Raw genomic sequence first — 24,597 nt, 5'->3', positions numbered from 1 at the left:
GACTATTTAACTATAGAAGTCAATGGATGACGGTGACCTCTGACATCATTTAAGAAAGCTTTGGCTGAACCGAAATTCAAGAACATATCTAAACGGACAGGAAGGTGGTTCTTATCATCTGTTACGAAGAAAGTAATCACTTCCTTTTCTTTCCCTTTTTTATCGTATTCAACTAATGAGAAGATCAGGCAGCGATAGGTAACCCCATTTTCCGCTTTCACATTCTCTTTTCCCCGATAAATCAGTGTCTGCTCTTCCACTTTACGTCCGGTAGCCATCGGGAATTTGATTTTATCGCCTACCTTATAATCAGCAGGATCATAAGAACGCGCTTGGGCAAGGATAGTCAGCATATCGTAGATACAGCGACTGTCGCTTTCTTCCGACTCCTGAACTTCTCCGTCACGGAACGTACGTTTTTGTTTGGCAAAGCAAAGGCCGTCTTTATAAGAGAACCAAGCCTCATCTACCGTATAGCGTTTTCCTTCCTCGGCACCTTTACGGAAATAACGAGGTTCCAGTTTTTCACCCATGACGCAAGTCAGTGTATCGCGCATCTTGAAAAAGAAGTCGGCACGCTTGCTACCTAAGGCAAGCAGATTGATACGGTAAGCCGGTTCCGAATGATAGGTAGTTGCATTAGTCGTCAAACTGGCTATACCCGCTTTCACCCAAACGAATTTCCAGTTGAAGTACAAGTCATACATTACATGCTCTCCGGATTGAAAAGCATCGTTTTTAGCTTCACACTGAGCATTGGCAGGAAGCGCAAAACTTCCCATCAACAATGCAAGAATTCCAACAATTAGATGACGTCGCAAATTAGCGACGGTTACGGTTTTGGTTATTTCTATCTCTTTCTCTTTCTTTCTTTTTCTTGTCTTCATCTGGTTTTTGTTTTTTTAGTTCATCCAGTTTCTGTTTGTCTACAGGAGTTGCGTGTATATCCCAGTTTTGGTCAACATCCCATAACGCTTTATATTCAACAACCTTGGGGAAATAGTAAACTTCTTCCGGTTGTATTCCTTTTGCATAGTCTCCCGTGTCCCATTCTCCGTTTCCATTTCTATCATTAATCAGTCTGGCGGCATATTTCCCCGGATTCAGGTAATAGAAATCTGCCCTTCCATCATCCACCAGTCTTCGTCGAACCACTTTATCTTGGGTATCCAGTAATTCTATAAATGCCTGAGGATCTGCTCCTGTAACAATAAAATGAAGAGTAAAATATTCATCCTCACTACGTACCTTAAATGATTGTTTTATCTTATCGGTAAACAAACCATAAATGCCATGAAATGCAGTTGAGTCCACCGAGAACTCATATTCCATTGTAGCGTCCCAATCATTTGCCGGATACAGATTAAACCGCCTCAGATTCAATGAGTCTTGTTCGAATTCGAAAGGAATATCTTTCCAAATTGTATCCACCTTCTGCCGTAGATGAATTGCCGCAGTATCAAAACTTGCAATCGGCTCCTCAAAGTTTAAAGAAACATAGCCATACACGTCCATTGATGAAGGTGCATTCACATTCACCGGTAAGAATTTAGTCGGTATCGGCTCATCTTCTTCACCCTCTTTCTTTTTCTTCTTTTTCTTCTTCTCGGGCCCTTCCTTGGTCAGAGTCTTTTGTTTGGATACCAATTTCAAGGTATCTGTACGCGGAATTAACTGGTTCAGCGTATCCGTATAAAGATAGGTAAGGCTAAGGGCCAGAGTATCCTGTTTATAGAGCAAAGAGTCCTTTACCCAATAATGAATCGTATCGTTCCGTTGGTTCTTTTCTATCACAAAAGCCTCCTTTTCATCGAAGTTCAACCCTTTCAGTACAGGCAGGGTATCTGCTTTGCCAGCAAAATAAAAGGTGAATTTCTGGGGAACCAGTCGTTCGGACTTAATCAAATATTGCGAATAATTGAGCTCTTTAAAAGCACGGAGAATCACATCATCCGGCAAATAATGCATATATTTCTTCTCAACGATCGTATCATAAGTCAATGAATCCACCCAAGCCGTATCCATACGAAGTCTTTCTTCCATACGGGGGATGATCAGTGAATCATTAAAAGCAATGACCTCACTCTTCTGAGTGAAAGCAAAGTTCTGATCTGAATCCATCAAGCCAAAGATACGATACTTGCCGGGAGCTACCCCACGAATAGAGAAACGCCCACGGCTGTCGGTACGTGCCACACGGTCAAAAGGAAGTTTAGTAAAGGCGGAGTCATTCAGATTTGCATGCAGTCCGACCAGTATACCTTTAATAGGCTCCAAGTTAGAGGCGTCAAGCACCGTTCCCGATACTTCCATTGTATCGATCTGCGCACCGGTAGAAAAAGTAAATGCAAAATTACCCAGAGGATTGCCTTCGTTATTATCGACGATGGCATCCGAGAAATCTATAGTATAGGTAGTATTAGGCTTTAGTGAGTCAAGCAGATTCACTTGTATTTTCTTTCCGGAAGCCTTTATCTCCGGTTGTTGAATCTGAGGAGGAGAAACAACCACTTTCTCGGTTGCTTTCTCTAGCTTAATAAACTCATCGAACTGAAGAGAAACTTTAGTCCTCTTATTATTAATCGCACCTGCAGCAGGGGTACTGCCGACAAAACGCGGAGGATCGTAATCCTTAGGCCCGCCTTCCGGCCGTCCAATGCTGGCACAGGAGTACAATATAGCCACCAGTGCAATCACCGGAAGAGCTTTGCGCACGATATGTTTTATCTTTTGATTCTCAAATTGTAACATGGTGCAAAAATAAACGTTCTTCACCAATAAACACTACACTTTCTAGCTAATTTATTAAAAAGTAGCCTTAAATGAATGATTATTGGTCCTTATCTTGTTAATAAATCCCTATCTTTGACTCCCGAAATTCAAACCTAATACAAAAAACCCATGAAGAAACAACTACTTTCCTGCTGTTTGGCTGCACTAGGACTAACAACAGCCATCCAAGCACAAAACTTTAACGAGTGGAAAGACCCGGAAGTGAATTCCGTAAACCGCTCCGCAATGCACACTAATTATTTCGCCTATGCATCGGCTGATGAAGCTAAAGCGGGCAGCAAAGAAGACTCTCAGAATTTTATGACTCTGAACGGTCTCTGGAAATTTAACTGGGTAAGAAATGCAGACGCACGCCCGACAAACTTTTATCAGACAAGTTTTAACGACAAAGGCTGGGACAATATTAAAGTACCCGCCGTTTGGGAATTGAATGGTTATGGCGATCCGATTTACGTAAATGTCGGCTATGCCTGGAGAAACCAATTTCAGAACAATCCTCCCCTTGTCCCCACAGAAAACAATCACGTAGGCTCTTACCGAAAAGAAATCGTTCTTCCTGCCGACTGGAAAGGAAAAGACATCTTTGCCCACTTCGGCTCGGTAACTTCCAATATGTATCTTTGGGTAAACGGCCGCTACGTAGGCTATAGCGAAGACAGCAAACTGGAAGCCGAATTTGATCTGACCAACTACCTGAAACCCGGCAAAAACCTGATTGCCTTCCAGGTGTTCCGCTGGTGCGACGGCAGTTATCTGGAAGATCAGGACTTCTTCCGTTATTCCGGCGTAGGACGCGACTGCTATCTGTATGCACGCGACAAGAAACGCATTCAGGATATCCGCGTCACTCCCGATCTGGACAGCCAGTATAAAGACGGTACACTGAACATAGCTATCGACATGAAAGGCAGCGGCACTGTAGCTCTTGACCTGACAGACGCACAAGGAAAAAGTGTAGCCACAGCCGATCTGAAAGGTTCCGGCAAATTGAACACGACTATCAACGTAGCCAATCCTGCCAAATGGACTGCTGAAACGCCCAACCTCTACACATTGACCGCTACTCTGAAAAATGGAAATACCGTTACTGAAGTGATCCCTGTCAAGGTAGGTTTCCGCAAGATCGAACTGACAGGCGGACAAATACTCGTCAACGGCCAACCAGTACTCTTTAAAGGAGCCGACCGTCATGAAATGGACCCGGACGGTGGTTATGTCGTTTCCCTCGAACGTATGATACAAGATATCAAAGTTATGAAACAGCTTAATATCAATGCAGTACGTACCTGCCATTATCCGGACGACAACCGCTGGTATGATCTTTGCGACCAATATGGTTTATACGTAGTAGCCGAAGCCAATGTCGAATCCCACGGAATGGGATATGGAGACAAGAGCCTTGCCAAAAACCCCATTTACGCCAAAGCACATATGGAACGTAATCAACGCAATGTACAACGTGGTTACAACCATCCGTCCATCATCTTCTGGTCATTGGGTAACGAAGCCGGTATGGGACCTAACTTCGAACATTGCTATACATGGATCAAGAACGAAGACAAAACACGTGCCGTACAATATGAACAAGCGGGAACCAGCGAATTCACCGACATTTTCTGCCCGATGTATTATGATTACAATAACTGTATCAAATATTGTGAAGGCAACATTGACAAACCCCTTATCCAATGCGAATATGCACACGCTATGGGCAACTCACAAGGTGGATTCAAGGAGTACTGGGACATCACCCGCAAGTACCCGAAATATCAAGGTGGATTTATCTGGGACTTTGTCGACCAGTCCTGCCATTGGAAAAATAAAGACGGTGTAGCCATCTACGGCTATGGAGGCGACTTTAACAAATATGACGCTTCGGACAATAACTTCAATGACAACGGCTTGATCAGCCCCGACCGCGTACCAAACCCGCACGCTTACGAAGTAGGATATTTCTATCAGAATATCTGGACTACTCCGGCCGATCTTTCCAAAGGTGAGATCAATATCTATAACGAGAACTTCTTCCGTGACTTGTCCGCATTCTATCTGGAATGGCAGTTACTGGCTAACGGGGAAATCGTACAAAACGGCATCGTATCAGACCTGAATGTAGCCCCGCAACAGACTGCAAAACTTCAACTCCCATTCGACATAAAGAACATCTGTTCTTGCAAGGAACTGCTTCTGAATGTCAGCTACAAGCTAAAAGCTGCCGAGACATTGCTTCCTGCGGGAGAAACCATCGCTTATGACCAAATGAGTATCCGTGACTACAAGGCACCGGAACTAAAACTGGAAAACAAGCAGTCCTCCAATATCGCAGTCGTAGTTCCCTCTTTCCACGATAACGACCGCAACTATCTGATTGTTTCCGGCGAAGACTTCACGCTCGAATTCAACAAGCACAACGGTTACCTCTGCCGCTACGACGTCAGCGGAACGCAACTGATGGAAGACGGAAGTGCACTGACTCCCAACTTCTGGCGTGCTCCGACCGACAACGACTTTGGAGCAGGATTACAACACAGATATGCCGCATGGAAGAATCCGGAACTAAAACTGACTTCATTGAAGCATGATATAGAAAACGAACAAGCAGTGGTTCGTGCAGAATATGACATGAAATCTATTGGTGGAAAGCTGTACCTGACGTATGCCATCAATAATAAGGGAGCAGTAAAAGTAACTCAAAAGATGGAAGCAGACAAGAGCAAGAAGGTTTCCGATATGTTCCGTTTCGGAATGCAGCTGCGTATGCCTGTCACCTTCAATGAGATTGAATATTACGGACGCGGACCGGGTGAAAACTATTCTGACCGTAACCACGCCGCAAGAATCGGCAAGTACCGCCAGACCGTAGAAGAACAATTCTATCCATACATCCGCCCGCAGGAAACCGGTACCAAAACTGATATCCGTTGGTGGAGACTGCTTAATATCGGCGGCAACGGACTGCAGTTTGTAGCCGATGCACCGTTCTCCGCTTCCGCACTGAATTATACAATCGAATCATTGGATGACGGTGCCGGCAAAGACCAGCGTCACTCACCGGAAGTAGAAAAAGCCAATTTCACAAACTTCTGTATTGATAAGGCACAAACGGGACTCGCCTGCGTAAATAGCTGGGGTGCTATCGCTTTGGAAAAATACCGTCTTCCATATCAGGATTATGAGTTCAGTTTCATAATGAATCCTGTATATCATAAACTGAAGTAAAAAACATAGTTAAAAAACACGGTATCAGAGTACAAGAATACCGAATTTAAAGTACTTTTGCAGCCGGAAACTTATTTCATGGAATAAGTTTCCGGCTTTTCTTCCTTAGATCATCTATCCATACAATGAATGTACACAGCGACGAACGCACAATTTTAAAAAACAGATAAATATAAAGTATGAAAAGTAGAATTGTTTTTTTTGCATTTTGCTTAGCCCTCTTGTCTAGTTGCGGCAATAAGGGCAATGACACAGGGAAAGTCCCAGAATATGCAGTACAAGAATTACAGAAGACAACTGCAGATCTAATGAAAGCTTATCCGGCTACTATCAAAGGTAGACAAGACGTAGAAATCCGCCCGCAGGTATCGGGATTCATCACAAAGTTATGTGTAGATGAAGGAGCAACCGTTCGCAAAGGACAGCTCTTATTCATCATAGACCCTACTCAGTATGAAGCAGCAGTACGCACAGCAAAAGCTTCAGTTGCAACAGCAGAAGCAGCCGTGAATACACAACAAATGACTGTTGACAATAAGATCGAACTGAACAAGAAACAGATTATCAGCGATTATGACTTGTCAATGGCGAAGAACTCACTGGCACAGGCTCAGGCACAACTCGCCCAGGCTAAAGCACAGCTGACCACAGCACAACAAAATTACTCTTTCACACAAGTAAAGAGTCCTTCAGACGGCGTTATCAACGACATTCCTTATCGTTTGGGAGCACTCGTAAGCCCCTCTATGGCTACACCAATGACTACAGTATCTGAAATAGACGAAGTATATGTATACTTCTCTACAACTGAAAAAGAACTGCTGGCTATGACCAAAACCGGAGGAACCATCAAAGAAGAAATCAGTAAAATACCAGCCATCAAACTACAATTGATTGACGGCACAACATATGATGCAGAAGGAAAGGTAGACGCTATCACAGGAGTGATCGACCAGTCAACCGGTTCTGTTAGCATGCGTGCTATCTTCCCTAACAAGGAGCATATGCTTCGTAGTGGTGGAACTGCCAACGTTCTGATCCCTTATAATATGGAGAACGTTATCAGCATCCCACAATCGGCTACTGTAGAAATCCAGGACAAAAAGTTCGTTTACGTTCTGCAGCCGGACAACACGGTGAAATATACCGAGATCGGTATATTCAACCTGGACAACGGAAAAGAATATCTGGTAACTTCCGGACTGAACCCCGGCGATAAAATCGTAGTCGAAGGTGTACAGAGCCTGAAGGACGGCCAAAAAATACAACCAATCACGCCGGCTCAAAAAGAAGCGAACTATCAACAGCATTTGAAAGACCAGCACGACGGAAATTTAGCTACAGCTTTCAACTAATAATTTAGATAATCGTATGAAATTAGATAAATTCATTAACCGTCCGGTACTATCAACAGTTATTTCCATTTTGATAGTTATCCTAGGTGCTATCGGATTGGCAACACTGCCTATCACACAGTATCCGGACATTGCGCCTCCTACCGTATCGGTAAGAGCCACATATACGGGTGCCAGTGCATCAACCGTATTGAACTCTGTAATTGCCCCTCTGGAAGAGCAGATCAACGGTGTAGAAAACATGATGTACATGACTTCCAACGCATCCAATACCGGTTCCGGTGATATCTCGATCTACTTCAAACAAGGAACTGATCCGGATATGGCTGCCGTTAACGTACAGAACCGTGTTTCCATGGCACAAGGTTTGCTACCTGCCGAAGTTACCAGAATTGGTGTGACTACTCAGAAACGTCAGACATCCATGCTGGTAGTATTCTCTCTTTACGATGAAACCGATACATATACAGATGCTTTCATCGAGAACTATGCAAAAATCAACCTGATTCCTCAGGTTCAACGTGTACAGGGTGTAGGTGATGCCAGTGTGATGGGTCAGGACTACTCCATGCGTATCTGGCTGAGACCGGACGTAATGGCTCAGTATAAACTGATCCCCAACGACGTATCTACCGCTTTGGCTGAACAGAATATAGAAGCGGCTCCGGGACAATTCGGTGAACGTAGTAACCAGACTTTCCAATATACCATTCGTTACAAAGGACGTCTGCAACAGCCGGAAGAGTTTGAGAACATTGTCATCAAGTCTCTGCCTAACGGTGAGGTACTTCGACTGAATGATATTGCGGAGATTCAGCTGGACCGTCTGGGATATAACTTTACCAACCGTGTAAACGGACACAAAGCTGTAACCTGTATCGTTTATCAGATGGCTGGTACAAATGCTACGCAAACCATCACTGATATCCAGAAATTATTGGATGAAGCATCCACAACACTGCCTTCGGGATTGAAGATTAACGTTTCTATGAACGCCAACGACTTCTTGTTCGCTTCTATCCACGAAGTGTTGAAGACATTGATCGAGGCATTTATTCTGGTATTTATCGTAGTATATATCTTCTTGCAGGATTTGCGTTCTACCTTGATTCCGACCATTGCTATTCCGGTAGCCCTTATCGGTACATTCTTCGTACTGTCACTGATCGGATTCAGTTTGAACTTGCTGACCCTGTGTGCCCTTGTGCTTGCCATTGCGATCGTGGTCGATGATGCGATTGTGGTTGTCGAGGGTGTACATGCCAAGCTCGATCAGGGATATACATCCGCCCGTCTGGCATCTATCGATGCGATGAACGAATTGGGTGGTGCCATCGTATCTATCACACTGGTCATGATGTCCGTGTTTATTCCGGTAAGTTTCATGGGTGGTACGGCAGGTACGTTCTATCGCCAATTCGGTTTGACAATGGCTATCGCTATCGGTCTGTCCGCATTGAACGCCTTGACACTGAGTCCGGCATTGTGTGCCGTTCTTCTGAAACCGCATACTGATCATGGAGATAAGAAACAAACACTTGTTTCTCGCTTCCACACTTCTTTCAATGCCGCTTATGACTCTATATTAAAGAGGTATAAGAAACGCGTACTCTTCTTTATCCAGAAAAAGTGGTTGTCAATGGGACTGGTGGTTCTCTCTATCGTATTGCTGATCTTCTTTATGAACACTACTCCGACAGGTATGGTCCCTAATGAAGATACTGGTACGCTGATGGGAGCTGTAACACTACCTCCGGGTACATCACAAGACCGCTCGGAACAAATACTGGCACGTGTAGATAGTCTGATTGCTGCGGACCCTGCCGTAGCTTCACGTACATTGATCTCCGGTTTCAGTTTCATTGGTGGTGAGGGACCGTCTTACGGTTCTTTCATTATCAAACTGAAAGACTGGGATGAACGCTCCATGATTCAGAACTCAGACGTTATCGTCGGTTCTTTATACATGCGTGCGCAGAAGATTATCAAGGAAGCACAGGTATTGTTCTTCGCTCCTCCTATGATCCCCGGTTACTCGGCATCTACGGATATCGAGGTGAACATGCAGGACAAGACAGGTGGTGACCTGAACAAATTCTTTGATGTAGCCAACAACTACACCGCAGCATTGGAGGCACGTCCGGAAATTAACTCTGCAAAAACGACCTTCAACCCGAACTTCCCGCAATATATGATTGATATTGATGCGGCAGCTTGTAAGAAGGCAGGTATCAGCCCAAGCGATATTCTTAGCACGATGCAGGGATATTACGGAGGTTTGTACGCATCCAACTTCAACCGTTTCGGTAAGATGTACCGTGTAATGATTCAGTCGGATCCGTTATCACGCAAGAATCTGGAATCACTGAATAATGTCAAGGTTCGTAACAACCAAGGCGAAATGGCTCCGATTTCCCAGTTCATCTCTGTAGAGAAGGTATACGGACCTGATATTATCAGCCGTTTCAACTTGTATACTTCCATGAAGGTGATGGTAGCTCCGGCTTCCGGTTATACTTCCGGTCAGGCACTGGCTGCACTGGCAGAAGTGGCCAAAGAAAACCTTCCGGCAGGTTACACTTATGAACTAGGAGGTATGGCTCGTGAGGAAGCACAAAGTAGCGGCAGTACGACTGGTTTGATCTTTATCCTTTGTTTCGTATTCGTTTATTTGCTGTTGAGTGCTCAGTACGAAAGTTATATTCTTCCGCTGGCCGTATTGTTATCCATTCCGTTCGGTTTGCTAGGCAGCTTCCTGTTCGTCAACGGAATGAGCGCGATCGGTAGTATATCGGCCTTGAAAATGATACTCGGTACCATGTCCAACAATATCTATATGCAGATTGCGTTGATCATGTTGATGGGTCTGTTGGCAAAGAACGCTATCTTGATTGTAGAGTTTGCCCTCGACCGTCGTAAAATGGGTATGAGTATCACATGGGCAGCCGTTCTGGGTGCCGGTGCCCGTCTCCGCCCGATCTTGATGACCTCATTGGCTATGGTAGTCGGTCTGCTTCCGTTGATGTTCGCATTCGGTGTAGGTGCCCACGGTAACCGTACACTGGGTACAGCTTCTATTGGTGGTATGTTGATCGGTATGATCTGCCAGATCTTCATCGTTCCTGCTTTGTTCGTTATCTTCCAGTACCTGCAAGAGAAGGTTAAACCGATGGAATGGGAAGACATCGACAATACGGATGCCGTAACTGAGATTGAACAATACGCTAAATAATGAAATTCGATATGAAGAAACAGATTCTATATATGTTGTGTGCAACTGCTCTCCTGAGCAGCTGCCACATCTATAAGTCGTATGACAGACCCGAAGATATTACCGCTTCCGGCCTGTATCGTGATCCGGCAGCGGACAATGATACATTAGCTTCGGATACCACCAACTTCGGTAACCTGCCGTGGAGAGAAGTCTTCACCGACCCACAGCTCCAGTCTCTCATCGAACAGGGACTGAAACAAAACACTGACCTCCTTTCCGCTGCATTGAACGTCAAAGCGGCAGAAGCGTCTCTGATGTCAGCCCGACTGGCTTATGCACCGTCCATCGGTTTGTCTCCACAGGGAACAATCAGCAGTTTTGACAAGAACGCAGCAACTAAAACGTACTCATTGCCGGTTACTGCCAGTTGGCAAGTAGACCTGTTCGGGCAACTGCTGAACTCCAAACGAAATGCACAAGTCACCCTGAAACAGACAAAGGCTTATCGCCAGGCTGTACAGACACAAGTTATTGCCAACATTGCCAACATGTATTATACCTTGCTTATGCTCGACCGCCAGCTGGAGATCACTCAGGCTACGGCTGAGGTACTGAAGCGTAATGCTGAAACCGTACAGGCACTTTCGGAAAGATCGACCTACACATCTGCCGCTTTAGCACAAAGCAAAGCTGCCTATGCACAAGTAGTGGCTTCCATCCCCGACATCGAGCAGAGCATCCGCGAAACGGAAAATGCCCTGTCTACCTTCTTGGGAGAAGCTCCGCACGCGATCAAACGTGGTGTACTGGAAGCACAGGCACTTCCTGAGGAACTTTCCGCAGGGATTCCTTTGCAGTTGTTATCTAACCGTCCGGACGTAAAAGCAGCCGAAATGTCTTTGGCAAGCTGCTATTATAATACGAACTCTGCCCGTGCCGCTTTCTATCCGCAGATCACTCTCAGCGGTTCTGCCGGATGGACGAACAGTGCAGGTTCCGCCATTATCAATCCGGGTAAGTTACTGGCTTCCGCTATCGGTTCACTGACTCAGCCATTGTTCTACCGTGGTACGAATATTGCTCGCCTGAAAGCAGCGAAAGCACAGGAAGAACAAGCTAAATTATCTTTCCAGCAAACGTTGTACAATGCCGGAAGCGAAGTCAGCAATGCGCTAAGTTTATACCAAAACACCAGTAAAAAGGCTGAATCCCGCCAAATGCAGGTAGAATCTGCCAAGAAAGCTTCGGAAGATACAAAAGAATTGTTTAACTTAGGGACGTCAACCTATCTGGAAGTATTGTCGGCACAGCAATCTTATCTGAGCGCACAGATTTCTCAGGTTTCCGACTGTTTCGACAAGATGCAGGCTGTGGTCAGCCTCTACCAGGCATTAGGCGGTGGAAGAGAAGATTAACTTTAAACATATACTATTATGATTAGTCCGTTAGCTTACGTAGACCCCGAAGCGAAATTAGGCAAGAATGTAACTGTCTTGCCTTTCGCCTACATCGAGAAAGATGTGGAAATCGGCGATGACTGTACCATCATGTCATACGCCAGTATCCTGAAAGGTACAAAAATGGGGAAAGGAAACAAAATACATCAGAATGCTGTCCTGGGAGCAGAACCGCAAGACTTTCACTATACAGGGGAAGAAAGCAGTCTGATCATCGGAGACAATAACGATATCCGTGAGAATGTAGTAATCAGCCGTGCCACTTTTGCAGGAAATGCTACCAGAATTGGAAACGGGAACTACCTGATGGATAAGGTACACCTTTGCCATGATGTGCAGATCAGCAATAATTGTGTGGTAGGAATAGGTACTACAATTGCAGGAGAATGCTCATTAGATGATTGTGTGATCCTAAGCGGCAACGTAACGTTGCACCAATATTGTCACATTGGTAGCTGGACACTTGTACAAAGCGGATGCCGCATCTCCAAAGATGTTCCTCCCTACGTAATTATGTCCGGTAATCCTGTTGCCTATCATGGAGTGAATGCAGTCGTTCTGTCACAGCATCACAATACGTCGGAAAGAATCCTTCGTCATATTGCCAATGCTTACCGGTTGATCTATCAAGGTAATTTCAGTGTTCAGGATGCTGTCCAGAAGATTATCGATCAGGTTCCGATGAGTGAAGAAATCGAGAATATCGTGAATTTCGTAAAAGGTTCGGAACGTGGGATTGTGAAATAGACAAAATACACTTTTCATAGAGAAAGGGTGATGTCTTTTTACGGACATCACCCTTCTTATTTATTCAAACTCCAGCGTACCGAAGAAGTCGGGACGATGGAAGTCCGGTTTCTCAATCTTTATCGGATTCCATGACAGGAAGTGAGGGGTTTGCAGTTCATCCCCGCATTTATAGAAATTCGCTTTAACTTCCTTTCCATCCAGTGACTGTATCTGATGCTTGAAGAATGCAGCATAAGGAATAATCAAGGCTACTTCCCAAGTCGTATCGTCCACACGTTCTTCGAAGGGTTCATTGCCCAGACTGGACCAACGCTGCACGAGAGCCGTCACTTCTTTCGGAGCGTGTTCCCGACCGTTACGGGCTGGTCCGGCACCGATCAGAATCGTTCCGATGCAGTTACATTCTATATTATAATAGATTCCGTCACTGGCCGGAACAGAGAAAAACTCCACACAGGAATCAGTCCATACAGATCCATTGTCTTCTCCATACTTGGCACGTACACTTTCTTCTCTGACTTTGAAGTGCAACAGAATAGAATCTTTGGTATGCGCAATCCGGAAACTTACTTTTGGCTTGTAAGGATATTCAGCCCAGTTGACACACTGAACCGGCTGGAAATCTATCTTTTCCTCATCAAATAATTTAGGAAGCGAACAAGCCTCTACATTAGCAGAACTAATTTTCTTTACTTTCATATATCTTTCGTTTGGAGGATACAAATATAGTTACTTTCTCCTAATAAGGTTCCCGAAAATCAAATAAAAACAATATATTTGCCATTAGTAATACCCTAAACAACCGAATTAGTGAGAAAAACAATCCTTTTATTTCTGCTATTTTTAAGCGTAACTGCTGTCCGTACGTTAGGACAAAATATTACTTTCAGCCATTTGACCACAGATGACGGACTTTCCCAGTTTTCCGTCAACAGCCTGTACATTGACGAACGGGGCATTATATGGATAGGTACGCGCGAAGGGCTGAACCGTTATAACGGTAACGATATCAAAAGTTTCAAGCTCAAGAAGAATGATCCGAACAGTCTGTTCAGCAATACCGTACTCCGTATCACAGGTAATAAGAACGGGAAGGTTTACCTGCTTTGCACCGACGGTGTAGCCGAATTTGACATGACCACTCAACGATTCAAAACCTTGTTACAAGGTAATGTGGACGCTATCTACTACAACGAAAAACTATATATCGGAAAAAGAGAAGAAGTATTCGTTTTCAACGAGAACACGAACAACTTCGACCTTTACTACCACCTTGCCGGGAAAGACATTAACCTATCCTGCCTCCATCTGGACGAGAAGAAAAACCTGTGGATGGGAACCACCAGCAATGGTGTTTACTGCCTGTCGGACGACAAGCAACTCTCTCAGCCCATCACGAAAGGAAACATAGCCAGCATCTACGAAGACTCATCCAAAGAACTGTGGATTGGCAGCTGGGAGGAAGGGCTCTACCGTATCCGCACAAACGGCACTATCGACAACTTCCGCCACGACCCGAAGAATCCGAACAGTATATGTTCCGATTTTGTCAGAAGCTGCTGCGAAGATAATCTGGGAAATCTATGGATCGGAACTTTCCACGGCTTGAACCGCTACGACAAAAGCACAGGACAGTTCCAACTTTATACCGCCAATGACAACAAACCCGACGGACTCACCCACTCTTCCATCTGGTGTATCGTGAAAGACGAACAGGGAACCCTATGGCTGGGAACTTACTTTGGCGGCGTCAACTACTTCAATCCGGAATATGAAATCTATACCCGCTATAAAGTGGGAGACACGGAGAAAGAAGGATTAAGCAGTCCCATCGTCGGCAGAATGACGGAAGACAAAGACGGTAACTTATGGATCTGCACCGAAGGCGGTGGCGTGAACGTCTACAACCGGAAAAACAATACTTATCGCTGGTACCGCCACGAAGAAGGCAAGAACAGTATCTCGCACAACAACGTCAAGGCAATCTATTACGACCGGACAGAGGAGATTATGTGGATCGGCACACACTTGGGAGGACTGAACAAACTCGACCTGCGCACCAACCGCTTTACCGTTTACCGGATGAAAGCGGGCGACCCGACCACACTGCCCTCGGACATTGTACGCGACATCGTGCCCTACGAAGACAAACTGATCATCGCCACACAAAACGGAGTCTGCCTTTTCAATCCGGCAACGGGCACCTGTGAACATCTTTTCAAGGATACCAAAGAAGGCAGAAATATCGGTATGGTGGCCAGCCTCTACATCGACAAGGACGAAACGCTATGGGTTTCCGCTACCGGAGAGGGCGTATATTCTTACCGCTTCGACACCGGCAAGCTCACCCACTATGCACACAATCCCTCCATTCCGAACACTCTCAGCAACAACAATGTCAACAACATCATGCAGGACAGCAACGGCAACCTGTGGTTCTCCACTTCCGGAAGCGGGCTCGACCGTTACCGCAAGGAGAGCAACGACTTCGAAAACTTCGACATGCAGAAAGACGGACTATCCAGCGACTGTATCTACGAAGTATTCGAGTCGTCCATACAAAAGGGAGACTTGCTGCTGATTACCAATCAGGGATTCTCCCAGTTTGACTATCCGCAAAAGAAGTTTTACAACTACGGTACAGAGAACGGATTCCCGCTGACTGCCGTCAACGAAAACGCATTGTTCGTAACGCATGACGGAGAAGTATTTCTAGGCGGCATCCAAGGCATGATTTCTTTCTGGGAAAAGAAACTGCACTTTACGCCCAAGTCCTACAGCATCATCCTTTCCCGCCTGCTGGTCAACGGAAAGGAGATCACTGCCGGAGACGACACCGGCATCTTGGAACAGTCCATCGCCTATACACCGGAAATCAGCCTGAAAGCCGACCAATCCATGTTCAGCATAGAATACGCCACTTCCAACTTCATCCCTGCCAACAGGAATGAAATCGTCTACCGCCTCGAAGGTTTCTCCGACGAATGGAATCACACCGACCGCAAACAGACGCTTATCACTTATACCAACCTGAATCCGGGCAAATATACACTCGTCATCAAGTCGGACGGAGACGGTATCGAAGAAGCCCGACTACTGATCCGTGTATTACCGCCTTGGTATGAGACATGGTGGGCTTATCTGATTTACACCATTTGTACCGTCAGTCTGTTATGGTATCTCATTCAGAACTACAATTCCCGCATCAAACTGCGTGAGTCACTGAAATATGAAAAGAAGCACATCGAAGACCTCGAAGCGCTGAACCAGTCCAAGCTGCGCTTCTTTACCAACATCTCCCACGAATTCCGCACTCCGCTGACGTTGATCGTGGGACAGGTAGAAACGCTGTTGCAAGTACAGACATTCACACCTAATATTTATCACAAGATATTGGGAATTTACAAAAACAGCCTCCAACTGCGTGAACTAATTACGGAACTGCTCGACTTCCGCAAGCAGGAACAAGGGCACATGAAAATCAAAGTCAGCCGACATAATCTGGTGAACTTCCTGTACGAGAATTATCTGTTATTCCTTGAATACGCCAGCAGCAAGCAAATCAATTTCAAGTTCAACAAGCAGTCGGATGATATTGAAGTATGGTACGACCAGAAGCAGATGCAGAAGGTAGTGAACAATCTGCTGTCCAACGCATTGAAGCATACGAAAGCGGAAGATACCATCTCCATCAACGTATCGCAGGAGGATAAATACGTCATTATCGAGATCAAAGACACGGGAACAGGCATTGCCGCCGCCGAGATCGACAAGATATTCGACCGTTTCTACCAGACCGAACGCCTCGACTCGCTGAATACCGGAGCCGGCACAGGCATCGGACTGGCGTTGACAAAAGGTATCATCGAACTTCATCACGGAACCATCCGTGTAGAGAGCGAACCGGGCAAGGGAAGCCGTTTTATCATTACGTTGAAATCGGGCAACCAGCACTTTACTGAGGAACAAATCATACGGGACAACACCGACACCAACATTCAGCAACAACCGGAAACAATCGTTCCAACCGTAGAAATACTGCCCGATTCCGAATGGAAGGAGGAAGACAACAAACGCATCGAAGATGCGAAAATGCTGATAGTGGAAGACAACGAATCCATCAAGCAAATGCTGGCAGGTATCTTCGAAACGTTCTATCAGGTCACCACCGCTTCCGACGGTGTAGAGGCACTGGATATCATACAGAAAGATATGCCAAGCATCATACTGAGCGACGTTGTCATGCCACGTATGTCGGGTACGGAACTCTGCAAACAGATCAAAACGGACTTCAACACCTGTCACATCCCGGTAGTACTACTGACGGCACGCACAGCCGTGGAACACAACATTGAAGGATTAAAGATCGGCGCGGACGATTATATCACCAAGCCGTTCAATACCAATCTCCTGATCTCCCGTTGCAACAATCTGGTGAACTCACGGCGGTTGCTACAGGAGAAATTCAGCAAACAGCCACAGGCTTTTGCCCAGATGCTTGCCACCAACCCGATGGATAAAGAAATGCTGGACCGTGCCATGGCCATCATCGAACAGCACTTGGATAATACGGACTTTAACGTCAACATCTTCGCCCGTGAAATGGGGATGGCACGTACCAATCTGTTCACGAAGCTGAAAGCCGTCACCGGTCAGACACCGAACGACTTTATATTAAGTATCCGTCTCAAGAAAGGAGCCGTCATGCTGCGGAACAATCCGGAGCTGAACATTACGGAGATTTCCGACCGCATCGGTTTCTCTTCTTCCCGCTATTTCAGTAAATGCTTTAAGGAGATTTACCACGTCAGTCCGCTTGCCTACCGCAAGGGTGAAGAAAAAGAGGAAGAAGGGAACGAAGAAACGGATCAATAACCCACAAACAGGTAAGCAAGTAGCATTTGTAACAGGAGAACCTATGCCAAAGTAGTTCCCTCCTGTTGGCACACTTGTGCCACGCTGCTGGCACGACCGTGCCATCGCGGTGGCACAGCTGTGCCAACAGCGTGGCACAAGATCCGGGCTACGATGTCAGGAAAAGGCATCCGTAGCCCCGAAACATTTAACCCTTTAGAATGGACTATTTTGTATCACACCTGTACATTCCTGCTCACTCATTTCCGCCAATCCTCTTATCTTTGTGTTCAGTAATCACTCCATAAAAGATCAACATTATGAAGAATGTCTCACGTTTACTACCGCTATTGCCCGGTATAGCCCTGCTGACCGGATGCAATCAGAAAGTACAAAAAGACAACGGACAAAACTCACAAAAGCCTAACATTATTTATATATTCGCGGACGACCTTGGCATAGGTGACCTTAGCTGCTACGGAGCAACAAAGGTCAGTACTCCCCATATCGACCGCCTTGCCGGACAGGGCGTACAGTTCACCAACGCCTATGCAACTTCCGCCACCAGTACCCCTTCCCGCTTCGGACTCCTGACAGGTATGTACCCGTGGCGACAGGAGAACACAGGCATCGCCCCCGGAAACTCGGAACTAATCATCGACACCGCCTGCGTCACCATGGCCGATATGCTGAAAGAAGCAGGTTACGCCACCGGAGTTGTCGGCAAATGGCATCTTGGACTCGGTCCGAAGGGAGGCACCGACTTCAACGGGCACATCACCCCCAACGCCCAAAGTATCGGCTTCGACTACGAGTTCGTGATTCCGGCAACCGTAGACCGTGTCCCCTGTGTATTCGTCGAGAACGGACACGTGGTAGGACTCGACCCGAACGACCCGATCACAGTGAACTACGAGCATAAAGTAGGCGACTGGCCTACAGGCGAAGAGAACCCGGAGCTCGTAAAACTAAAACCCAGTCAGGGACATAACAATACGATAATCAACGGCATCCCCCGCATCGGCTGGATGACCGGAGGTAAGTCCGCTCTCTGGAAAGACGAGGACATCGCCGACATCATCACCAATAAAGCAAAAAACTTCATCGCCTCCCATAAGGAAGAACCTTTCTTCTTATATATGGGCACGCAGGACGTACACGTACCGCGCGTCCCACATCCCCGCTTCGCCGGGAAAAGCGGTCTGGGAACCCGCGGAGACGTAATCCTGCAACTCGACTGGACCATCGGAGAGATCATGAACACCCTCGACAGCCTCCAGCTGACGGACAACACCATCCTGATATTCACCAGCGACAATGGCCCCGTCATCGACGACGGCTACCAGGACCAAGCCTTTGAACGCCTCAACGGACATACCCCGATGGGTATTTACCGTGGTGGAAAGTACAGCGCTTACGAAGCCGGAACCCGCATTCCGTTCATCGTCCGCTGGCCTGCCAAAGTGAAGCCGAACAAGCAACAGGCTCTCTTCTCACAAATCGATATCTTTGCCTCACTTGCCGCTTTACTGAAACAACCGCTTCCGGAAGGCGCAGCTCCTGACAGTCAGGAACATCTGAACACGCTTCTGGGAAAAGACTACACCAGTCGTGAATACATCGTACAGCAAAATCTCAATAATACACTCGCCATCGTGAAAGGACAATGGAAGTACATCGAACCGAGTGACGCCCCCGCCATCGAATACTGGACAAAAATGGAACTGGGCAATGACAGGCATCCCCAGCTGTACGATTTATCCGCCGATCCATCGGAGAAAAACAATGTAGCGAAACAGCATCCGGAAGTTGTCAGAGAGCTGTCCGAACTGCTTGAATCGGTAAAGACAAGATAACCAATGAGAATAGCAGATTTGTATTATTTTGTATCAATCTTGAATAATTCTATCCATATGAGAACAATCAATGCGTATATCTTTGCCATCGTAAATTCAACAAAATCACTTAATTTTTAATATATGAAAAAACATCTATCCAACCAGACAAGAAAAAGGATGCTCTCCATTTTGGGAATGCTCCTGCTTTCTGTTCCATTTGTGCTTGCACAAGTACTTGTCAAAGGTACTGTGAAGGATAATCTAGGAGAAGGTGTTCCCGGAGCCAGTGTTCAGGTAAAAGGCACTTCGCAGGGAACGATCACCGACCTTGACGGTAAATTCACTCTTAACATCCCCCAAAAGAACGCTACCTTGGTTATTTCCTTTATCGGCTACGTCACCGTAGAACAAAAGGCGGACTCGCAAAAACCAATGGTCATCACATTAAAAGAAGATACTAAAACACTGGACGAAGTAGTGGTTGTCGGCTATCAGGAAGTACGCCGCCGCGACCTTACAGGTTCCGTGGCGAAAGCCAACATGGCGGATGTACTTACCGCTCCCGTCGCTTCATTCGACCAGGCACTCGGCGGACGTATCGCCGGAGTAAACGTAACTTCGGGCGAAGGTATGCCGGGCGGCAACATGAGCATCGTGATCCGTGGTAACAACTCACTGACACAAGAAAACTCGCCGCTGTTCGTTATCGACGGTTTCCCGATAGAAGATTCATCGGCAGCCAGCACGCTGAACCCTTCCGATATCGAGTCGCTCGACTTCCTCAAAGATGCGTCGGCTACGGCCATTTACGGTGCGCGCGGTGCCAACGGTGTTGTCATCATCACCACCAAGAAAGGTAAGGTAGGACGGGCACAGTTGTCCTATGACGGTAGTTTCGGTGTGCAGCACGTCACCCGCACTATTCCGATGATGGATGCTTATGAGTTTGTCAAGCTACAGAATGAAATGTATCCTACCGTCGTTGCCGGCTCATACCTGATGAACTACGAAGGCAAGCAATGGACACTGGACGATTATAAAGACATACCGCAATATAACTGGCAGGACGAGATATTCAAGACTGCCTGGCAGCAGAATCATACGGTCAGACTTGCCGGTGGTACGGAAGGTGTACGCTACAATGCTTCCTTATCTTACTTCGATCAGGACGGTACGCTGATAGAAACCGGTTACAAACGTATGCAAGGACGTATGAACACAGTAGTCCGTCGCGGCAAACTGAACATGAGTCTGACCACCAACTATTCACGCTCTATCCAGACAGGTAGTACTCCATCATCCACCTCTTACAGTGGTATGAACAACCTTTTCTATAGCGTATGGGGATACCGTCCGGTGACTTCCCCCGACACTCCGCTCAGCTTCCTGATGGACAGTTCAACGGACAACGCCGTAGATTCAAGCAACGACTACCGTTTCAACCCGATCAAATCACAGAAGAACGAATACCGGAAGAGCTACACCAACAATCTTCAAATGAACGGATTCGCAGAATACGAAGTACTGAAAGGACTGAAACTGAAAGTTTCCGCCGGATATACTTATGATTCACGCAAGCAGGATCAGTTCAACAACTCGAATACCCGCTACGGAGGTCCTACCTCTACAGATAAAGTGAATGCTCAGGTAACCCGCCAGGAACGCCTGACATGGCTGAACGAAAACACCCTGACTTATCAGACTAACATCAAAAAGAAACACTTCCTCAATGTATTGGGAGGTATCACGTTCCAGAACTCGGACTATGAGATTTATTCATTCCGCACAACGCACATCCCCAACGAATCACTCGGTATGGCAGGCATGAGCGAAGGACAGGCAGGTACTACCACTTCGGCAAAGTCTTCATGGGCAATGTTGTCGTACCTCGGACGTGTGACTTACAATTATATGTCCAAATATTACGCTACCGTTTCTTTCCGTGCCGACGGTTCTTCCAAGTTCAACAAGGACAACCGTTACGGATACTTCCCTTCCGGTTCTCTCGCATGGAGCTTCTCGGAAGAAGAATTTATGAAGCCGTTGAAAAGTGTACTGTCCAGCGGTAAGGTTCGTCTGAGCTGGGGACTCACGGGTAACAACCGTATCGGCGAATATGATTATTATGCGCTGCTGGCGGTATTGAAATCAAGAGTCGGTTCGTATACATCGACAAACTCCCTCCCAAGCGGCGTCTATCCATTCGACAATGATGCGACGAATGCAGGTGTTGTTCCTACTTCTCTGCCCAACAAGGATTTGAAATGGGAAACAACCGAACAATGGAACGCAGGTCTCGACCTCGGATTCTTCGACGAACGCATCGGTATAACGATGGATATTTACCGGAAGACCACCCGCGACCTGTTGCTGGACGCTTCCCTGCCTTTTTCTTCGGGTTATTACAGCGCTACCAAGAATATCGGTAAAGTACGTAACGATGGTCTGGAACTTAGTCTGAACACCGTCAACTTCCAGACACGCGCCTTCAAGTGGACGACTAACTTCAACATTTCATTCAATAAGAATAAAGTACTGGCATTGTCGGAGAATCAGACAGCCTTGCTGACTGCCGCGCAATTCGACCAGAACTACAACGGTCAGTCCAGCTACATCGCCAAAGTCGGTCTGCCGATGGGACTGATGTATGGTTATGTCTATGAAGGTACATACAAGTACGACGACTTCAACAAATCGGGTAACTCATACAGCCTGAAACCGGGAGTGCCCCACTACTCTACTGAGACCAACACTCAGCCGGGTATGCCCAAATATGCCGACCTTAACGGAGACGGAGTAGTTGACTCCAACGACCGTACGATTATCGGACGCGGACTTCCGATACATACCGGTGGTTTCACCAACAACTTTGAATATAAAGGCATCGATCTGAGCGTCTTCTTCCAGTGGTCATACGGCAACGATATCATGAATGCCAACCGCCTGTTCTTTGAAAGCTCCAACAACCGTTCACGCGAATTGAACCAGTTCGCCAGCTATGCCAACCGCTGGACACCGGAAAATCCGACCAGTGACATCCCTGCGGCTACCAACTCCTCTTCCAACCGTGTGATCTCTTCACGCATCATCGAAGACGGTTCGTACCTGCGTCTGAAGAACGTAACAGTAGGCTATACCTTCCCCGCCAAGCTGGTGAAGAAATGGAAGATAGACAAAGCACGTGTTTACGTTGCCGCACAAAACCTGTGGACATGTACCGGTTATTCCGGTTATGATCCGGAAGTATCTGTACGCAACAGTGCGCTCACTCCCGGTCTGGACTACTCTTCCTATCCGAGAGCATACTCTATCAGCTTCGGTGTAAGCCTGGGATTCTAAACGGATAATGATAGTAACAGTTAGAAAAAAGAATTCGATTATGAAAGCATTAAAAATAACAATCATAGCTCTATTGGCAGGTTTCAGCATGGCATCCTGTGACTTTCTGGACAAAGAACCTACCAAACTGACGCCGGAGAACTACTTCAACACCCCCGCTGAAGCCAACTCCTTCCTGACAGGCATCTACGCCATACTGTCGCAACCTACTTTCTACGGCGGTGACTATATGTACCTCGTAGCCGGTGACGACTTATCCCACTACGGAGGCAGCGGACGCGGTCCCGCATCTACCGGACTGATCTGCAACAACGCCACCACCAGTGACAACGCCGTGACTGCCTTCTGGTATGCCCTCTATTCAGGCATCAACCGTGCCAATATGTTCCTCGAAAACATCGACAAAGTAAACGGTTTCGATGCAGGCGTCAAAGAACAGTACATCGCCGAAGCCCGCTTCCTGCGTGCATTCTATTATTTCAATCTGGTAGAGTGCTGGGGAGATGTTCCTTTCAAAACAGTTTCAACCCAAAGCGTTACCAACCTGAATATCCCGCGTACGGACAAGCAGGAAATCTATGACTTCATCATCTCCGAAATGGCAGATGCCGCCGATACTGGTCTGAAATCGGCCTCCGATCTTGCTTACAAGCCGGGACGTATCTCTCAGTCTACCGCATGGGGCATACTGGCACGTGTATATCTGTTCCGTGCAGGCGAGCATTACCGTGAAGGTCGCAATGCCACACAGGCCGAAAAGAAAGACTATTTCGAAAGAGCCAGCTTCTATGCCCAGAAAGTAATGACTGCCGGTCACAAACTAGCTGCCAACTACTGGGACCCTTTCATCGATATGTGTTCCGACAAGTATAACACCACTGCCAACGAAAGCATCTGGGAAGCCGAATTTGCCGGCAACAACACTTCGGATACACAAGCCGAAGGCCGTATCGGTAACATCATCGGACTCGCCGGTCCGGATCTGTCCTCCAAAAGCGATGTGACGGGAGCCAAAGACCCCGGATATGGCTATGCCTTTATCTACAGCACTCCGAAACTGTACAACCTTTATGTGAACAACGGTGATACCAAACGTTTCAACTGGAGTATCGCTCCGTTTGAATACAAAGAAGCCGGAGGCAAGAATACAGGCGTTACCCACCGTGAATTTGAGCAGGGCAAACTTGCTGAAGTAATGTCCCAATACGGTCAGCAACGCGGAACTTACCAGTACGCAGATGACACAGAAAAGACCACAGCCACCAAGAACTTCAGCCGTATGTGCGGCAAATACCGCCGTGAATACGAAGCGGATAAGAAAGACAAGAACTATACGTCTATCAACTTCCCGATCCTGCGCTATGCTGACGTACTGCTGATGATCGCAGAAGCGGAAAACGAAGCGAACAACGGCCCTACCACTCTGGCTTACCAATGTATGAAGGAAGTAAGAGAACGTGCCGGACTGAACGAGCTTCCCGACATGACGCAGGAAGAATTCCGCCAGACCGTGAAAGACGAACGTGCCATGGAACTTTGTTTCGAATACACCCGCCGTTTCGACCTGATCCGCTGGGGTGAGTATGTGAAAAATATGAGAGCATTGGTAACCGAAGCACAATCCGGCAACAACTGGACGCAGGGACCTACCAACGTATATACCTACTTCAACATCTCCAGCACCTACAACTACTTCCCGATTCCGGATGCGGAAATGAGTGTGAACAAAGATATCACACAGAACAATCCGGGTTGGTAATCACAGTATTCATCGATAA

Annotated in this window: 12 protein-coding genes; 9 read left to right on the top strand and 3 right to left on the bottom strand. The window is 46.7% G+C overall.

What is annotated here, in order from left to right; translation table 11 throughout:
* Nucleotides 1–2 precede the first annotated feature (2 nt).
* Entirely contained in the window at nucleotides 3–887 is an 885-nt protein-coding gene (locus HMPREF9007_RS05685) for a DUF3108 domain-containing protein (RefSeq protein ID WP_008762943.1), read from the bottom strand.
* Nucleotides 823–2,751: an Ig-like domain-containing protein gene (locus HMPREF9007_RS05690; RefSeq protein WP_008762942.1), complete on the bottom strand. Its 1,929-nt coding sequence runs from the start codon at nucleotides 2,749–2,751 to the stop codon at nucleotides 823–825. Before HMPREF9007_RS05690 ends, HMPREF9007_RS05685 begins: the two co-directional genes overlap by 65 nt.
* Before the next feature lie 150 nt (nucleotides 2,752–2,901).
* Here HMPREF9007_RS05690 and HMPREF9007_RS05695 point away from each other — a divergent pair, with 150 nt between their 5' ends.
* From HMPREF9007_RS05695 to lpxA, 5 genes are all read left to right on the top strand, one after another.
* Nucleotides 2,902–6,012, top strand: coding sequence for a glycoside hydrolase family 2 TIM barrel-domain containing protein (locus HMPREF9007_RS05695; RefSeq protein ID WP_008762941.1), 3,111 nt, complete (start codon nucleotides 2,902–2,904; stop codon nucleotides 6,010–6,012).
* A 179-nt stretch (nucleotides 6,013–6,191) separates the two neighbouring features.
* A complete protein-coding gene (locus tag HMPREF9007_RS05700) occupies nucleotides 6,192–7,367 on the top strand; it encodes an efflux RND transporter periplasmic adaptor subunit (protein WP_008762940.1) in 1,176 nt (391 codons plus the stop codon).
* Between the two features lie 16 nt (nucleotides 7,368–7,383).
* Nucleotides 7,384–10,599, top strand: a complete 3,216-nt coding sequence (locus tag HMPREF9007_RS05705) for an efflux RND transporter permease subunit (protein ID WP_008762939.1) — start codon at nucleotides 7,384–7,386, stop codon at nucleotides 10,597–10,599.
* 11 nt (nucleotides 10,600–10,610) lie between these two features.
* Nucleotides 10,611–11,996 carry a TolC family protein gene (locus HMPREF9007_RS05710; RefSeq protein WP_008767546.1) on the top strand — a complete coding sequence of 462 codons (1,386 nt, stop codon included), beginning with the start codon at nucleotides 10,611–10,613 and terminating at the stop codon, nucleotides 11,994–11,996.
* A gap of 18 nt (nucleotides 11,997–12,014) precedes the next feature.
* Entirely contained in the window at nucleotides 12,015–12,785 is a 771-nt protein-coding gene (lpxA, locus tag HMPREF9007_RS05715) for an acyl-ACP--UDP-N-acetylglucosamine O-acyltransferase (protein WP_008762937.1), read from the top strand.
* 60 nt (nucleotides 12,786–12,845) lie between these two features.
* Here lpxA and HMPREF9007_RS05720 read toward each other — a convergent pair whose 3' ends face one another.
* On the bottom strand, nucleotides 12,846–13,487 hold the full coding sequence (locus tag HMPREF9007_RS05720) for a carbohydrate-binding family 9-like protein (protein WP_008762936.1): 642 nt from the start codon (nucleotides 13,485–13,487) through the stop codon (nucleotides 12,846–12,848).
* A gap of 111 nt (nucleotides 13,488–13,598) precedes the next feature.
* On the opposite strand from HMPREF9007_RS05720, the gene HMPREF9007_RS05725 reads away from it, so the two are divergent.
* From HMPREF9007_RS05725 to HMPREF9007_RS05740, 4 genes are all read left to right on the top strand, one after another.
* A complete protein-coding gene (locus tag HMPREF9007_RS05725) occupies nucleotides 13,599–17,663 on the top strand; it encodes a two-component regulator propeller domain-containing protein (RefSeq protein WP_008762935.1) in 4,065 nt (1,354 codons plus the stop codon).
* A gap of 299 nt (nucleotides 17,664–17,962) precedes the next feature.
* The gene (locus tag HMPREF9007_RS05730) at nucleotides 17,963–19,498 is read left to right on the top strand and encodes an arylsulfatase (protein WP_008762934.1); all 1,536 of its coding nucleotides are present in this window, start codon (nucleotides 17,963–17,965) and stop codon (nucleotides 19,496–19,498) included.
* A gap of 159 nt (nucleotides 19,499–19,657) precedes the next feature.
* Nucleotides 19,658–22,819 (top strand): TonB-dependent receptor, encoded by a 3,162-nt coding sequence (locus tag HMPREF9007_RS05735; RefSeq protein ID WP_050547428.1) that lies wholly within the window; start codon nucleotides 19,658–19,660, stop codon nucleotides 22,817–22,819.
* A 40-nt stretch (nucleotides 22,820–22,859) separates the two neighbouring features.
* Nucleotides 22,860–24,578, top strand: coding sequence for a RagB/SusD family nutrient uptake outer membrane protein (locus tag HMPREF9007_RS05740; protein WP_008762932.1), 1,719 nt, complete (start codon nucleotides 22,860–22,862; stop codon nucleotides 24,576–24,578).
* Nucleotides 24,579–24,597 lie beyond the last annotated feature (19 nt).

Source organism: Bacteroides sp. 1_1_14, assembly GCF_000162515.1.
GTDB classification, from domain to species: Bacteria; Bacteroidota; Bacteroidia; order Bacteroidales; family Bacteroidaceae; genus Bacteroides; species Bacteroides thetaiotaomicron.
Note: the sequence above shows the minus strand (reverse complement) of the source record. Positions and strands in the feature narration are given on the sequence as shown.